This is a genomic window from Actinomadura sp. GTD37 (assembly GCF_041951365.1).
In the GTDB taxonomy this organism is placed as follows: domain Bacteria; phylum Actinomycetota; class Actinomycetes; order Streptosporangiales; family Streptosporangiaceae; genus Spirillospora.
This window is the reverse complement of the sequence record NZ_JBGNUS010000011.1, coordinates 188,995-202,728: the sequence shown is the minus strand read 5'-3', so window position 1 is coordinate 202,728 and position 13,734 is coordinate 188,995. Positions and strand designations below refer to the sequence as shown.

General features: G+C 73.2%; 13 protein-coding genes. 3 read left to right on the top strand and 10 right to left on the bottom strand.

The window, feature by feature from the left end:
• Positions 1-120: 120 nt before the first annotated feature.
• Genes ACA511_RS36885 through ACA511_RS36870 form a run of 4 tightly spaced genes read right to left on the bottom strand, consistent with a single transcriptional unit; the run spans position 121 to position 3,518 of the window.
• Positions 121-1,044: an ABC transporter substrate-binding protein gene (locus tag ACA511_RS36885; protein WP_375029358.1), complete on the bottom strand. Its 924-nt coding sequence runs from the start codon at positions 1,042-1,044 to the stop codon at positions 121-123.
• Positions 1,045-1,060: 16 nt separating this feature from the next.
• Positions 1,061-1,747 (bottom strand): ABC transporter permease, encoded by a 687-nt coding sequence (locus tag ACA511_RS36880; protein WP_375029357.1) that lies wholly within the window; start codon positions 1,745-1,747, stop codon positions 1,061-1,063.
• Positions 1,744-2,394, bottom strand: coding sequence for an ABC transporter permease (locus ACA511_RS36875; protein WP_375029356.1), 651 nt, complete (start codon positions 2,392-2,394; stop codon positions 1,744-1,746). The genes ACA511_RS36880 and ACA511_RS36875 overlap by 4 nt, the downstream gene beginning before the upstream one ends.
• Positions 2,394-3,518: an ABC transporter ATP-binding protein gene (locus ACA511_RS36870; RefSeq protein WP_375029355.1), complete on the bottom strand. Its 1,125-nt coding sequence runs from the start codon at positions 3,516-3,518 to the stop codon at positions 2,394-2,396. The genes ACA511_RS36875 and ACA511_RS36870 overlap by 1 nt, the downstream gene beginning before the upstream one ends.
• Positions 3,519-3,677: 159 nt before the next feature.
• Between ACA511_RS36870 and ACA511_RS36865 the strand changes: the two genes are divergently transcribed.
• Complete coding sequence (locus tag ACA511_RS36865; RefSeq protein WP_375029354.1) at positions 3,678-5,141, top strand: aromatic amino acid ammonia-lyase; 1,464 nt, start codon at positions 3,678-3,680, stop codon at positions 5,139-5,141.
• 6 nt (positions 5,142-5,147) lie between these two features.
• Here the strand turns inward: ACA511_RS36865 and ACA511_RS36860 are convergent, their stop codons facing one another.
• A complete protein-coding gene (locus ACA511_RS36860; RefSeq protein ID WP_375029353.1) occupies positions 5,148-6,155 on the bottom strand; it encodes a LacI family DNA-binding transcriptional regulator in 1,008 nt (335 codons plus the stop codon).
• A gap of 217 nt (positions 6,156-6,372) precedes the next feature.
• Between ACA511_RS36860 and ACA511_RS36855 the strand changes: the two genes are divergently transcribed.
• Positions 6,373-6,897: a cysteine dioxygenase family protein gene (locus ACA511_RS36855; RefSeq protein ID WP_375029352.1), complete on the top strand. Its 525-nt coding sequence runs from the start codon at positions 6,373-6,375 to the stop codon at positions 6,895-6,897.
• A 327-nt stretch (positions 6,898-7,224) separates the two neighbouring features.
• On the opposite strand, the gene ACA511_RS36850 is transcribed toward ACA511_RS36855, so the two are convergent.
• Positions 7,225-8,376: an acyltransferase family protein gene (locus ACA511_RS36850; RefSeq protein WP_375029351.1), complete on the bottom strand. Its 1,152-nt coding sequence runs from the start codon at positions 8,374-8,376 to the stop codon at positions 7,225-7,227.
• A 196-nt stretch (positions 8,377-8,572) separates the two neighbouring features.
• Between ACA511_RS36850 and ACA511_RS36845 the strand changes: the two genes are divergently transcribed.
• On the top strand, positions 8,573-9,337 hold the full coding sequence (locus ACA511_RS36845; protein WP_375029350.1) for an SGNH/GDSL hydrolase family protein: 765 nt from the start codon (positions 8,573-8,575) through the stop codon (positions 9,335-9,337).
• 3 nt (positions 9,338-9,340) lie between these two features.
• Here ACA511_RS36845 and egtD read toward each other — a convergent pair whose 3' ends face one another.
• Genes egtD through egtA form a run of 4 tightly spaced genes read right to left on the bottom strand, consistent with a single transcriptional unit; the run spans position 9,341 to position 13,640 of the window.
• Positions 9,341-10,294 carry an L-histidine N(alpha)-methyltransferase gene (egtD, locus tag ACA511_RS36840; protein ID WP_375029349.1) on the bottom strand — a complete coding sequence of 318 codons (954 nt, stop codon included), beginning with the start codon at positions 10,292-10,294 and terminating at the stop codon, positions 9,341-9,343.
• Positions 10,295-10,323: 29 nt separating this feature from the next.
• The gene (gene egtC / locus ACA511_RS36835; protein WP_375029348.1) at positions 10,324-11,070 is read right to left on the bottom strand and encodes an ergothioneine biosynthesis protein EgtC; all 747 of its coding nucleotides are present in this window, start codon (positions 11,068-11,070) and stop codon (positions 10,324-10,326) included.
• Positions 11,071-12,426, bottom strand: a complete 1,356-nt coding sequence (egtB, locus tag ACA511_RS36830; RefSeq protein ID WP_375029347.1) for an ergothioneine biosynthesis protein EgtB — start codon at positions 12,424-12,426, stop codon at positions 11,071-11,073.
• Positions 12,414-13,640, bottom strand: a complete 1,227-nt coding sequence (gene egtA, locus ACA511_RS36825; protein WP_375029346.1) for an ergothioneine biosynthesis glutamate--cysteine ligase EgtA — start codon at positions 13,638-13,640, stop codon at positions 12,414-12,416. The genes egtB and egtA overlap by 13 nt, the downstream gene beginning before the upstream one ends.
• Positions 13,641-13,734 lie beyond the last annotated feature (94 nt).

The window sequence follows — 13,734 nt, the reverse complement described above, 5'->3', positions numbered from 1 at the left end:
GCTTCCCCGACCTGCGCGAAGGCGACTGGATCGAGCCCTACCAGGTCGTGCCCGCGCCGCAGGGACGGCAGCGGAGAAGCCCGCCGCGAACCGCGCGGCGGGCTTCTCCGGGAGTGCGCGTCAGGCCAGGCCCGACTTCTTCAGCCAGTCCTCGGCGACCTTCTCCTGGTCGTCCTTGTCGATGGCGATGCGCTTCATCATGTCCAGGAGGTCCTGGGTGGTGAGCTTGGCGGAGACGGCGTTCAGCGCCGCCTTCGCCTGGTCGTTCACGGCGGACTTGTTGACCAGCGGAATGACGTTCTGGGCGCTGAAGACGTTCTCCGGGTCTTCGAGGACGACCAGCTTGTTCTGCTGGATGGTCGGGTCGGTCGTGAACAGGTCGGCCGCCTGGATCTTGTTCTCGGTGAGCAGCTTCACCAGCGTGGCCTGGGCGCCCGCGTCGAACGGCTGGAACTTCTTGAACTCCAGCCCGTAGGTCTTCTTCAGGCCGACGAGCCCCTGCTGGCGGGTCTTGAACTCCGACGGCCCCGCGATGGTGAGGTCCTTGGCGACCGGCTTCAGGTCGGCGATGGACTTCAGGTTGTACTTGGCCGCCGTCTGCGGGTTGACGGTGACGGAGTCCTTGTCCTCCGCCTCGGCCGAGTTGAGGATCTCGACGGACGGCGGCAGCTTCGCCTTGAGGGCCGCGTTGATCTCCTCGGTCGTCGCGGCGGTGCTGCTCTCGTCGACCGACGTCGTCAGCAGGGCGCCGTTGTACTCGGGCATCACGCTGATGCCGCCCTTGACGACCTGGTCGTAGTAGATCTCGCGGGCGCCGATGTTGAACTTGCGGGTGACCTTGATGCTCTTGGCCTCAAGGGCCTGCGCGTAGAGCTCGCCGAGCAGGTTGCTCTCGGGGAAGTTGGCGCCGCCCACCGTGACGGTGCCGCTGTCGCCGCCGCCGGAGAGCGGGTTCTTGTCGTCGCCGGAGTCTCCGCCGCCGCAGGCGGACAGCGTCAGGGCGGCCGCGAGGCCCACGGCCGCGCCACGGATGAGTTTCTTCATTGTCCTAGTCCTTCGGTCAGGAGGAACGGGCGGAGCCGAGCAGCCCCGGCGAGATGACGACGCGGCGCAGCGCCGCGAAGACGAGCTGGACGATCAGGGCGAGCAGGACGACCAGCACCGTTCCTCCGACGACGAGCTGGTAGTCGTTGCGGGCCAGGCCGTCGATGATGTACCGGCCGAGGCCGCCGAAGCCGGGGTAGGCGGCGATGGTGGCGGTGGCGACGACCTGGATCGCGGACGTGCGCAGCCCGAGCAGGATCAGCGGCAGCGCCATCGGCAGCTCCGCGTGCCACAGCACGCCCCACCCGGTCATGCCCATGCCGCGCGCGGCGTCCTTCGCGTCGGCGTCGACCCCGCGCACGCCCTCGAACGTGTTCACCAGGATCGGCGGGACGGCCAGCGCCACGAGCGCGATCAGCACCGGCGTGATGCTGTACTCGATCACGACGACGAACAGGATGAGCCCGAAGGTGGGCACGGCGCGCGCGATGTTCGCGACGCTGATCGCGAGGAAGCCGCCGCGGCCGGTGTGCCCGACGAGGAGGCCGAGCGCCAGCCCGATCAGCGCGGCGAACAGCAGCGACACGCCGCTGTAGTAGAGGTGCTGGAGCAGCCGGTGCGGGATGCCGTCGCCGCCGTGCCACTGGGACGAGGCGGTCAGCCACGTCCAGAACAGGTCGAGCTGGTTCCACAGGTCGGTCACGCGGACGCCCCCCTGGCTCGGGCCCACGGGGTGAGCAGGCGCTGGACGGTGACGAGGATCGCGTCCGTGACCAGGGCCAGCAGGACGATCAGCACGGTGGCCGCGACGATCTGCGTCTGGAACTGGAGCTGGTAGCCGCGGATGATGTCGTAGCCGAGCCCGCCCTGCCCGATGAGCTGGCCGACGGCGACGAGGCTGATGGACGACACGGCGGCGACCCGCGTCCCGGCGATGACGATGGGCACCGCGATCGGCAGCTCGACCCGCATGAGGCGGCGCAGCGGCCCGAAGCCCATCGCGGTGGCCGCCTGCCGGACGGGCTCGGACACCGACGCCAGCCCGTCCACCACGTTCGGGACGAGCACCGACAGGCTGTACAGCGTCAGCGGGATCATGACCGTGGCCGGCGTCAGCCCGGTGTACTGGATGAAGATCATGAACAGCGCGAGCGACGGGATCGCGTACAGCACGTTCGAGATCGTCAGCGTGGGCGGGTAGAGCCAGCCCCAGCGGCGGCACAGCACGCCGAGCGGCAGCGAGATGACCAGCCCGAACAGCACCGGCAGCAGCGCGAGCCGCAGGTGCAGGAGGGCGTGCTCGCCGAGGGAGTCGGTGTGGTCGCCGATCCAGCCCCAGTCGATGTCCATCAGCCGCCCTCCTTGGCGAGGGAGGCCGCCCCGGGTTCGGCGCCGGAGCGGGCGATGGCGGCGCTCAGGTCGGCCTGGTCGGCGACGCCCACGAGCCGCCCGCCCGCGTCGACGCTCACGGCGCGGCCGGACGGCGACAGGATCGCGGCGTCGAGCGCGGCCCGGACGGAGTCGGTCTCGGTGTCGAACGTGTGCCCGATCGGCGCGAGCCGCGCGTCGCCCAGCGCCCCGGAGGACGGCAGGGCGCCGGCCGAGGCCCACCCCAGCGGGCGCCGGTCGCCGTCCACGACCAGGAGCCACCCCTCGGACGGCGCCTCCGCCACCGGCGTGCCGGCGGGGAGCACGTCCCGCTCGTTCAGCGGCACCGACGACGACGGGACGAACGACAGCCGCCGGATGCCGCGGTCGTGCCCGATGAACCCGGCGACGAAGTCGTCGGCGGGACGGGCGAGCAGGTCTTCGGGGCTGTCGAGCTGGACGAGCCTGCCGCCGGTCTGGAACACCGCGATCCGGTCGCCGAGCTTGATGGCCTCGTCGATGTCGTGGGTGACGAACACGATCGTCTTGTGCAGCTCGTCCTGGAGGCGGAGGAACTCGTCCTGCAGCTCGGCGCGGACGACGGGGTCGACGGCGCTGAACGGCTCGTCCATCAGCATGATCGGCGGGTCTGCGGCGAGGGCCCGCGCGACGCCGACGCGCTGCTGCTGGCCGCCGGACAGCTGGAAGGGGTAGCGCCTGGCCATCGACGGTTCGAGCCCGACGCGCTCCATCAGTTCGAGCGCCCGCTCCCGCGCCTTCTTCTTGTTCCAGCCGACCAGGTACGGGACGGTGGCGATGTTGTCCTGGACGGTGCGGTGCGGGAACAGCCCCGCGTGCTGGATGACGTAGCCGATGCCGCGCCGCAGCTCGGCCGGCTTGCGCTCGCGGACGTCCTGCCCGTCGATGAGGACCCGGCCGGACGTCGGGTCGACCATCCGGTTGATGGTCCGCAGCGCCGTGGTCTTGCCGCCGCCGGACGTGCCGACGAACACGGTGATGCGGCCCGTGGGGCATTCGAGGCTGACATCGTCCAGGGCGACGGTGCCGTCCGGGTAGCGCTTGGTGACGCCCTCAAAGGTGATCAACGATTCACGTCCTCGTTGGGCGCCCGCGACGCCGATGATCGATTTCGGCCTACCTGCCAACCGTAGCCAATGGGTACGGTCACCTCGATGTCCCGGCTTGTCCGGAACGTCGGTTGTCGAGCATAACTACCGGTAAACCGGGGAAAGTAGCGTTGCCCCTTGGAGAACAGCCGAATCGTTATCGACGGAACCTCGCTCACCTGCGCCCAGGTGGTCGGCGCGGCCCGCGAAGATGTGATGGTCGCCATAGCCCCCGGCGGGGTCGAGCGGGCGCGCGCCGCCTGGCTGGTCGCCCGCGAGGTCGCCGCGACCCAGCCGGTGTACGGTCGCACGACCGGCGTCGGCGCCAACCGCGTGGTGGACGTGGAGTGGGAGGACGCCGACGCGCACGGCCTTCGCCTCCTGCGCAGCCACGCGGCCGGGGCCGGGCCGCTGGTGGCGCCGGAGATCGTCCGGGCGATGCTGACGGTCCGGCTGAACCAGATCGCGGCGGGCGGGTCGGGCGTGGAGCCGGGCGCGCTGCAGGCCCTCGCGGACGCCCTCAACCTGGGCCTCCTTCCTCCGGTGCCGGTGTACGGGGCGATCGGCACGGGCGACCTGACGGCGCTCGCCTCGACGGCGCTGTGCCTGCTGGGCGAGCGGCCCTGGCTCCCCGGACCGGACGGCGGCCAGGAGCGCGGCCCCGGCTACCGGCTCCGCTCCGCCGACGCGCTCGCGTTCATCAGCTCCAACGCCGCCACGCTCGGCGAGGCGGCGCTCGCGACCGCGGACCTGCGCGAGATGCTCCGCGCGTCGACGGTCGTCGCGGCGCTGTCGCACTTCGCCGTCCGGGGCTCGGGCGAGCCGTACGCGCAGGCGGTGCAGGACGCGTGCCCGCACCCCGGCCAGCGGGACGCCGCGGCGGCGATGCGGGCGCTGCTCGCGTTCGACCAGCCCGCCCCCATGCGCATCCAGGACCCGTACGGGTACCGGGCGTTCCCGCAGGTCCACGGCCCGGCGCTGGAGGCGGCCGGCTACGCCGCGGACGTCGTCACCCGGGAGATCAACGCCGCCGCCGAGAACCCGCTGGTCGACGCGCCGGGCCGGACGGTGTGGCACAACGGCAACTTCCACACCGCCTACGTCGGCCTCGCCCTGGACTCGGCGCGCGCCGCGCTGTTCCAGACGATGGCGCTCGCCGCCGCCCGCCTCGGGACGCTCGCCGAGCCGTCGTTCACCGGCCTGTACCCGTTCCAGGGCGCCACGGAGGCGTCGTCGGGGATCATGATCCTGGAGTACGTGGCGCACTCGTGCCTCGCGGACGTCCGGCGCCTGGCGACCCCGGCGGCGCTCGGCAGCGCGGTGCTGTCGCGCGGCGTCGAGGAGCACGCGGGCTTCTCGACCCAGTCGGCGCGCGCGACGACCGACGCCGTCGCGGCCTACCGGCTCGGGCTCGGCTGCGAGCTGGTCGCGGCCGTCCGGGCGCTGCGGATGCAGGGGCGCGCGCCGTCCGGCGGGCCGCTCCGGGCGGCGACCGACCTGGCCGGCGCCGTCCTCGACCCGCGCGTCGAGGACCGCCCGCTCGACACCGACATCGCCGCCGCGGCGGACCTCCTCCCCCGGCTGGCCCGGCTGCATCCCTAGCGCCCCTTACCCGGCCGGGCCGCCGGTGGAGGCGCGGACGCGCAGCGACGGCTCGCGGACGACGCGGCGCTTGCGCGGCTTGCCGTCGATGACGTCCACGACGAGCCGGACGGCGGAGTGGACGATGCCGTCGATGTCCCAGTCGACGCTGGTGAGCGGCGGGGTGAGCAGCGCCGACATCGGATGGTTGTCGTACCCGCAGACCGCCACGTCGCCGGGGACGGCGAGCCCCAGCTCGCGGGTGGCGGCGTACACCCCGTAGGCGATCGAGTCGGCGAAGCAGAACACCGCGGACGGGCGGTCGGGCCCGCCGAGCACCCGCGTCGCGATCTCGGTGGCCTCGGCGAGGGCCTGCGGCACGACGACGACGTCGACCCGCAGGCCGAGCCGCTCGGCCTCGGCGTTGACGTGCACGTCGGCGGGACGGTCGGGGGTGCTGGCGCCGGTCGGGGTGAACACGGTGACGCGCTGGTGCCCGAGGCCGCGCAGGTGCTCCAGCGCGAGCGTGACGCCGCGCCGGTTGTCGAACACGACCTCGCCCTGCGCCTGCCCGCCGTGCAGCGCGTCGCCGATGGACACGACCGGGATCGTGCCCGCGAGCTCCGACCACAGCGCGGCGGACGGGTCGAGCGGCTGGACGATCAGGCCGTCCACCCGCTGGTCGCGGAGCCGGCGGGCGAGGGCCAGCTCGCGCTCGGGGTCGCCGCCCGCGTCCACGATGAGGGCGTAGCGGTCGCGGGCGAGCAGCGCCCGGCCGATGCCGACCGCGAGGGACTGCTGCCAGTAGTCCTCCAGGGAGCCGCACAGCAGGCCGACCTGGTCGGTGCGGCCGCTGGCCAGGGCGCGCGCGATCGGGTGCGCCTCGTAGCCGAGCTCGTCGGCCGCCGCGCGGACCCGCTCCTGCGTCTCCTCCGAGGTCTGTATGCCGCGCAGCGCGTACGACACGGCCGCAGGCGACAAACCGGTCGCCTGCGCCACTTCACGGATGGTCGCGCGCTTGCGCTTCTCCGACATCCCTCCAACCCTAGAGGCCGCCACCGACAGGGCAATGGACCCGCTCTTGACGGCATGGCTGCTGAAGCGGTTCACTGAAACGGTTAACTGATGCGGTTCAGTGATGCGGTTCAGTACGCCTGCGCAGCGGTTTCACCGCGCCCCGCGCGACCGCGCCCCCCGCGGCCGCACCCGACGAAAGAACCGCACCCGACGAAGGAACGGAAGGAGCGAACCCGTGTCCGCTGAGGTCCTGCCCCGCGCCGCCGGTTTCGAGAGCCTGCCCGGCCGCCCCCTCGACAAGCGCGAACTGCGGGAGCTGGTGGACGACCTGGCGAAGCGGCCCGCCCTCTGGCGGCAGCACGTCGCGTTCCCCGAGGGGCGGCGCCACTACGCGTCCCTCCACCGGGACGAGCACGTCGACGTCTGGCTCCTCTGCTGGACCCCCGAGAACGACACCGGGTGGCACGACCACGACGTCTCGTCGGGGGCCGTCCGCGTCGTCGCGGGCGCCATCGAGGAGAACAACCCGCGCATGGGCGGCGACCCGATGCGGACGGTGGTCGGCGAGGGCGAGTCGTTCTGCTTCGGCCCGGACCACATCCACCGGCTCACCGGCGTCCAGGACGCGAGCGTCTCGATCCACGCCTACTCGCCGCCCCTGTGGCGGCTCGGCCAGTACTCCGTCGACGAGTCCGGAGTGATGCGCCGCCTGTCGGTCGCCTACACCGACGAGCTGCGGCCGCCGGACGCCCCGGCCTGACGGACCGTTCCACGACCTGAAGCCTCCGGCGGGCCCGACCGGGGGACGCGGGCCCGCCGGAGGAGGGGCGTCCGGCCGAAGCCCGCTCACTCCGGCCGGACGCTCACACCTCCCTCAGCGCCCGCCGCCCCGGAAGCGTCACACCCGCGCATGGCCGGACCGTCCGCGAGGGCGAACCAGCCCTCCGGGAGGTGCCTCGCGACGAACGACGCGTCTCCACCGTGGACGCGCAACACGTACACGGCGAAGAGCACCTGGTTCAGGTGGACGAGGGCCACCACCAGGGCCGGGAACGTCTCGGGACGGGCCCAGCGGCGCGCTCCCGGTTCAGTTGCGCGACGCGTCGACCGGGGCGCGGCCGCGAGGCTCACCGCCGTCGAGAGCAGGACCGCCCCGTCCACCCCGACCGTCATGGCCGACAAACCTAGACGTCCCGGCCCGCGGCCGCATGGGCGCCAGAGACGCGCGCAGGCGGGCCCGCATCCAGGCCGCGCCGGGACGTTCGACCAGGCGGTGCACGGCGTACGCGCTCAGCAGGGACGCGGCGAGGACGACGCCCAGGGCCGTCCACCTGCCGAGGTCCGGGTACAGCGCGTCCAGCAGGGGGAGCGCCAGCTGCGCATGGACGAGGTACAGCGGATATGTGAGCGCCCCGAGGACGCTCAGCCGCGACCACCGCAGGGCGCGCAGCCGGCCGGTCGCGACGAGGATCATCACCGCGAAGATCCCGGTGACGACGGCGCCGACCGCGATCTCGTCCGCGCCCCGGAAGACGTGCTCCGCGCGCCAGGCGCCCCAGTGCAGCGCCATCAGGTAGCACACGGCCACGTACCCCCAGAGCAGCAGCGTGGGCCCGAACCGGTGGATCATGTAGAGCGCCATGCCGGCGATGAAGTAGCAGCTCCAGGTCGGGATCAGCATCACCTGGAGCAGGCCGTCGTCCGCCTCGTCGGCGAAGACGCCGGCGAGCAGCCACACCGCCATGAACACCAGGCAGGAGCGGTAGGTGATCCCGATGCCGGCGAGGACGGCGACGAGCACGTAGAAGTGGAGCTCGACCCAGAGCGTCCAGTAGACGGCGTCCACGTTCTTCAGGCCGAGCCCGCCCTGCAGCATCGTCAGGTTCGGCAGGACGAGGCCGGGGACGCCGTGCCCCTGCCGGAACACCGCGTACACGACGCCGCCCAGCAGCACGCTCACCCAGTACGCCGGCATCAGCCTGACCAGCCGCGACACCCCGAACTCGCCCGGTCCGCGTCCCCACGCGCTCATCAGGATCACGAACCCGCTGATCACGAAGAACAGGTCGACGCCGAGGTACCCGAACCGCGTGACCGCCGCGACCCCGGGGAACACGTCCCGCGCGGGCTCGGGCCAGGGCCCGGCGCCGCCGAAGCCCGTGAAGTGGTAGAGCACCACCGCCAGCGCCGCCGCGAAGCGCAGCAGGTCGAGTTCGCTCAGCCGTTCCCGTCCGGTCACCGCGGAACCGTCCCGCCCCGCGGTGGCCCCCCGCGATCCCCGGGGTGAGCCGGGGATGAACGCACGATGTCGAAACACGATGGAGAAACACGACGCCCGGAAACGAGGCGCCCGGTTGGCCGCGAGGCGCACCCGGCACGGGCGGCGGATCAGTAAGATGCCGGGTGCATCCCCTGGAACGTATGGGTGGTCCTCCATGACATCTCGCCGCGCCCGACGCGGCGCGGCGACGTTGATGCTGTGCCTCAGCCTGGTTGCGGTCCTGGCGGCCGCCGGCTGCTCCGTGCTCGCGGGCTCGGTGCACAAGCCGGCCGCCGCGGACGGGCCGCCGGAGGGCGAGCCGCGCAAGGCGCCGTCCGTCGTGATGTTCCTCGGCGACAGCTACACGGTCGGCGACCGGGGCGTCCGGCCGGAGTCGACGTACGCGTCCGCCACGGCGCGGCTGCTCGGCTGGCAGGTGATCGTCGGCGGGCGGGCCGGCACCGGGTTCGTCCGGGCGGGCCGGAGCGGGGAGCCGTTCCTCGGCCTGTTCGAGAGCCAGCTCGGCTGGCGCCCCGCGCCCGACCTGCTCATCGTGTCCGGCGGCCACAACGACTGGCGGTACCCGCCGGCGCAGGTCGCGGCGGCGGCGCACGTCCTGCTCGAACGCGTCCGGCAGCGCTGGCCCGGCACGCACATCGTGCTGATGGGGCCCCTGTGGGGGACGGATTCGCCGGTGCCGGGCGCGCTCCTCGTCCGGGACGCGCTGAAGAACCTCGCCCGGCAGCTCGGCGTCCCGTTCGTCGACCCGATCGGCGAGCAGTGGGTCACCGGCGACCGGCTGACCGGCGCGGGCAACGCGGCGCGGCTCATCAAGGCCGACCGCACCCATCCGAACCCGGCGGGCCACCGGTACGTGGCGACCCGCCTGGCCGCGGACGTCGAGCGGATGGGCCTGGCCCACCCCGTCCGGAAGGGCTGACCGTCAGGACGCCGGTCCGGCGAGGGTGAGGGAGAAGTCGCCGTCCCGGTCCGTCCAGAACTCGGCGATCTCCAGGCCGGCCGCGCCCAGCTCGGCCGCCAGCCGCTCCCGCCGGAACTTGGCGGAGACCTCCGTGCGCATCTCCTCCCCGGCCGCGAACGACACCTCCAGGTCGAGGCCGCCGACGCGGACGTCCTGGTCCCGGACGGACCGCAGCCGCATCTCGATCCACTCCTCCGCCCGGTTCCAGCGCGCGACGTGCTCGAACGCGTCCGGGTCGAAGTCGGCGTCCAGGTCCCGGTTGATGACGCGCAGGACGTTGCGGTTGAACTCGGCGGTGATCCCGGACGCGTCGTCGTAGGCGCGGACGAGGCGCCCCTCGTCCTTGACGAGGTCGGCGCCGAGCAGCAGGAAGTCGCCGTCGGCCATGGTGGCGCGGACGCCGCCGAGGAACCCGATCCGCTCGGCGGGCGGCATGTTGCCGATCGTCCCGCCGAGGAAGGCGATGAGCCGCCGCTCGCCGCCGGGCAGCAGCGCCAGGTGCTGCTCGTAGTCGGCGACGACGGCCCGGACGGTCAGGCCCGGATGGTCGGCGGCGATCCCGGCGGCGGCCTCGTCGAGGAAGTCGCCGCTCACGTCGACCGGCACGTAGGAGCGGAGCGTGCCGGACAGGGCGTCGAGCAGCAGCCGGGTCTTCTCCCCCGACCCGGCGCCGAGTTCGAGCAGCGTCCGGGCGCCGGTGGCGGCGGCTACGGCGGGCGCCCGCGCGGCGAGGATCTCCCGCTCGCGGCGGGTCGGGTAGTACTCCTCCAGCTTGGTGATCTCCTCGAAGAGCGCGCTGCCGCGCTCGTCGTAGAACCACTTGGGCGGCAGGGTCTTGGGCGTGCCGGTGAGCCCCTCCCGGACGTCCCGGCGGAGCGTCTTGGCGAGGTCGTCGGCGGTCAGGAACCGGTCCATGTGGTTCTCCTTCACAGGGTGGTCCTCCCTCACAGGGAGTCGATGCGGACGCCCGCGCCGGGGGCGGCGGTGACGAGCGAGCGGTCGGGGACGTGCCGCCAGCCGGGGGCGTCGTCGAGCGGCTCGGACGCGACCTGGACCGCGTCCCCCTCCTCCCGGACGAACAGGGAGTCGCCCCAGGTCGTGGCGGCGAGGGACGTCCCGTCGGAGGCGAGCAGGTTGTAGCGGCCGGGGGCGAGCGCGGTGACGGCGGCGACGGCGGCGGCGAGGCCGTCGCCGAGCGGGAGGCCGTCCCGCCAGTGCCGGACGGCGAGCGCGAACAGCGGCGCGGAGTCGACCGGCGCGCGGGCGTCGGGGATCTCGGCGATGTCCCCCGCCAGTTCGCGGAGCTTGGCCTCGACGCCGCCGTAGTCCTCGATCCTGCCGTTGTGGCTGAACAGCCACGTCCCGGCGCGGAACGGCTGGGCGCACGACTCGTCCACGGGGAACCCGGCCGTAGCCGACCGGATCGCCGCGACCGCGCAGGACGCCCGGACGGACCCGGCGACCTCGCGGAACGACTGGTCGGTCCAGAGCGGCTGCGCGCGGCGGAACCGGACGGGCGCCCGCGATCCGGCGCCGCCCTGGTACCAGCCGACGCCGAACCCGTCGGCGTTCAGCAGGTTCCCCTGCGTCATGCGCGGCGCGTACGCCTGGGTCTCCAGGGAGTGCTCGCCGTCGTAGACGAGCGAGTGCAGGGTCCGCTCAGGCCCGAGGTATCCGAGATGGCGGCACATTCAGCGTCCCTCCCGCGCCGACCGGGCGCAGCGGAATCCGGAGAAGATCTGCCTGCGGACGGGGTAGTCCCAGTTGCGGAACGATCCGCGTACGGCGAGCGGGTGCGTCGCCCAGGAACCGCCCCTCAGCACCTTGTACTCGGGGCCGAAGAAGACCTCCGAGTACTCCTTGTAGGGGAACGACCGGAAACCGGGGTAGCCGTGGAAGTCGGACGACGTCCACTCCCACACGTCCCCTAGGAGGCGCCTCACCCCGTAGGCGGACCCGCCCGACGCGTAGGAGCCGGTCTCGGCTGGACGCAGCGAGCGCTGCCCGAGGTTGGCGCGCCCCTCCTCGTACGCCTCGCCCCACGGGTAGCGCCGCGAGCGCTGCGCGGCGGGGTCCCAGCGGGCGGCCTTCTCCCATTCGGCCTCGGTCGGCAGCCGCTTGCCGGCCCACCGCGCGTAGGCGTCGGCCTCGTACCAGCACACGTGCTGGACGGGTTCGCCGGGCGGGACGGGTTCCGTCCGTCCGAACCGGCGCCGCATCCACTGTCCTGCTTCGCGGTGCCAGAAGGCGGGGGCGCGCTTGCCGCCGGCGTTCCGCCACTCCCATCCGGCGGGCTCCCACCAGCGCGGGTCGTCGTAGCCGCCTGCCTCGATGAAGGCGAGGTAGGCGGCGTTGGTGACCGGCTCCACGTCGATGTAGTAGGCGGGCAGGTCGACGAGGTGGACAGGACGTTCGTTGTCGTACGCCCACGGGTCGTCCGAGGTGCCCATCTGGAAGGGCCCCGCCTCGATGAGGACCTCGTCCGCCGCCGAGCCCTCGGCGGGCTTCTGCAGCGGCTCGGCCGGCGGGTCGAGCAGCGCGGGAGCGCCCTTCCGCAACTGGTGGGTGGCGAGCATGGTCTCGTCGTGCATGTGCTCGTGCTGCACGACCATTCCGTAGACGAACCCGCCCGAAGTCAGCGGATCCGCCGTGTCGAACCGCGCCGCCGGGAGCGAGTCGAGCACCTTGGCGCGGACCGTGCCGATGTAGGCGCGGGCCTCGTCCGGGGACAGGAGCGGCAGCGTCGGCCGTTCGGCGCGCGGATGCTCGAACGCGTCGTACAGGTCGTCGATCTCCGGACGCATCGCCTCCCGGCCGGCCGCCTGGCGGAGCAGCCACAGTTCCTCGTAGTTGCCGACGTGGGCGAGGTCCCACACGAGCGGCGACATCAGCGGCGACACCTGGCCGGTGAGGTCGTCCTCCGCGAGGACCTCGGTGGTGAGGCCGAGACTGCGGTCCCGGACCGCGCCGAGCTCGCCGGCTATCAGTTCCTTGAGCGCCCCCTCGTCGAGCGTGTCGATCGGGCCCTGGGGGTTCATCGGGGCCATGTCGGTTCCTCCTCGGACGGAGCGGTGAACGGGGCCGCGGACGCGGGGTCGTCGGCGGGGCTGCGCCCCCGCCGGACGTACCGGCGGTCGTACTCCTCGACCAGCGGGACGAGCCGGGACGCGCCGAGCCGCGGCAGCGCGTCGAGGGCCGCCGTGAAGCACGCCCGCGCGGCGGCGGCGAGCGGCGCGTCCGACAGCCCGCGGCGGGCCGCCTCCGCCCACCGGTCCGCGACCGGTTCGGCGGCGGCCTCGGCGGCCCGGGACGCGGCGGGGTCGTCCAGCAGCGCGGTCGCGACGGCGACGGGGACGGGCCAGTACCGGCCCGGCGGCGCGTCGATCATGCGCAGCTCCAGCCAGCCGCGCGGCCGGACCGGCGGGAACAGCGTGGACAGGTGGTAGGCGAGGTCCTCCTCGCCGGGCTCGCCCTTGTCGAGCCACTCCAGGAACGACATGCCGGGGTCGGACACCCACTCGCCGTCGGCAGTGTGGACGAGCATGACCTGGGCGTCGAGCGCGTACCGCGTCCACGCCTCGGCGGGGTCGCCGTCCTCGCCGTCCCGCAGGACGGGCAGGGTGCGGCACGGGTCGAGCTCGGTCCAGATGCCCTGCCGGGACGAGTGCATCCCGGTGCGGCGGCCGGCCCGCAGCGGCGAGTTGGCGAACGCGGCGACGAGCACCGGCCCGAGCGCGTGCGCGAGCCGCCAGCGGCGGGACGCGTCCGGCTCGTCGGCGCCGATGTCCAGGTTCACCTGGACGGACGCGGTCGAGCACATCATCGCCAGGCCCGCGTCGGGGAAGCCGCCGGCGCGGAAGTAGTCGCGCATGCACGCGTAGCGGGGGTGGTCGGCCTGGAACCGGGGGCGCCGGACGGGGTCGACGCCGTGGCCGGCGAGCGACAGCCCGTCCCGGGCGAGCGCGTCCCGGATGCGCGCGATGTCCGCGCCGAGCGCGGCGTGCAGCACGCCCAGCCCGCGGAACGGCGCGGAGCTGAGCTCCAGCTGGCCGCCCGGCTCATAGGTGATCTTGCTTCCGCCGGCCGGCGGCCCGGCGTCCGCGACGAGCGCGCGCACCCGCTCGGCGGGGACGTGGGCGGCGGGTTCGGCGGTGTCGACCACGAACCACTCGGTCTCCGCGCCGACCGTCCCGGGCGGGCCGGTCTTGAAGCAGACACCGCGAATGTGCTGGTAGACACCATCAACCGTCAGGCGGGTCACCGTTGACTCCTCGCGTAAATCGATAACGAGTTCGAATCCTTCCCTGCTGAACCGCATCAGGAATCCGCCGATTTCCGGGAAGTTGCCTAAATCT

What these genes read in the sequence shown, in the direction of transcription:
- egtB (WP_375029347.1), bottom strand. Translation starts at nt 12,426, where the DNA reads ATGGCCCCGATGAACCCCCAGGGCCCGATCGACACGCTCGACGAGGGG.
- ACA511_RS36860 (WP_375029353.1), bottom strand. Translation starts at nt 6,155, where the DNA reads ATGTCGGAGAAGCGCAAGCGCGCGACCATCCGTGAAGTGGCGCAGGCG.
- egtD (WP_375029349.1), bottom strand. Translation starts at nt 10,294, where the DNA reads ATGGACCGGTTCCTGACCGCCGACGACCTCGCCAAGACGCTCCGCCGG.
- ACA511_RS36845 (WP_375029350.1), top strand. Translation starts at nt 8,573, where the DNA reads ATGACATCTCGCCGCGCCCGACGCGGCGCGGCGACGTTGATGCTGTGC.
- ACA511_RS36885 (WP_375029358.1), bottom strand. Translation starts at nt 1,044, where the DNA reads ATGAAGAAACTCATCCGTGGCGCGGCCGTGGGCCTCGCGGCCGCCCTG.
- ACA511_RS36875 (WP_375029356.1), bottom strand. Translation starts at nt 2,394, where the DNA reads ATGGACATCGACTGGGGCTGGATCGGCGACCACACCGACTCCCTCGGC.
- egtC (WP_375029348.1), bottom strand. Translation starts at nt 11,070, where the DNA reads ATGTGCCGCCATCTCGGATACCTCGGGCCTGAGCGGACCCTGCACTCG.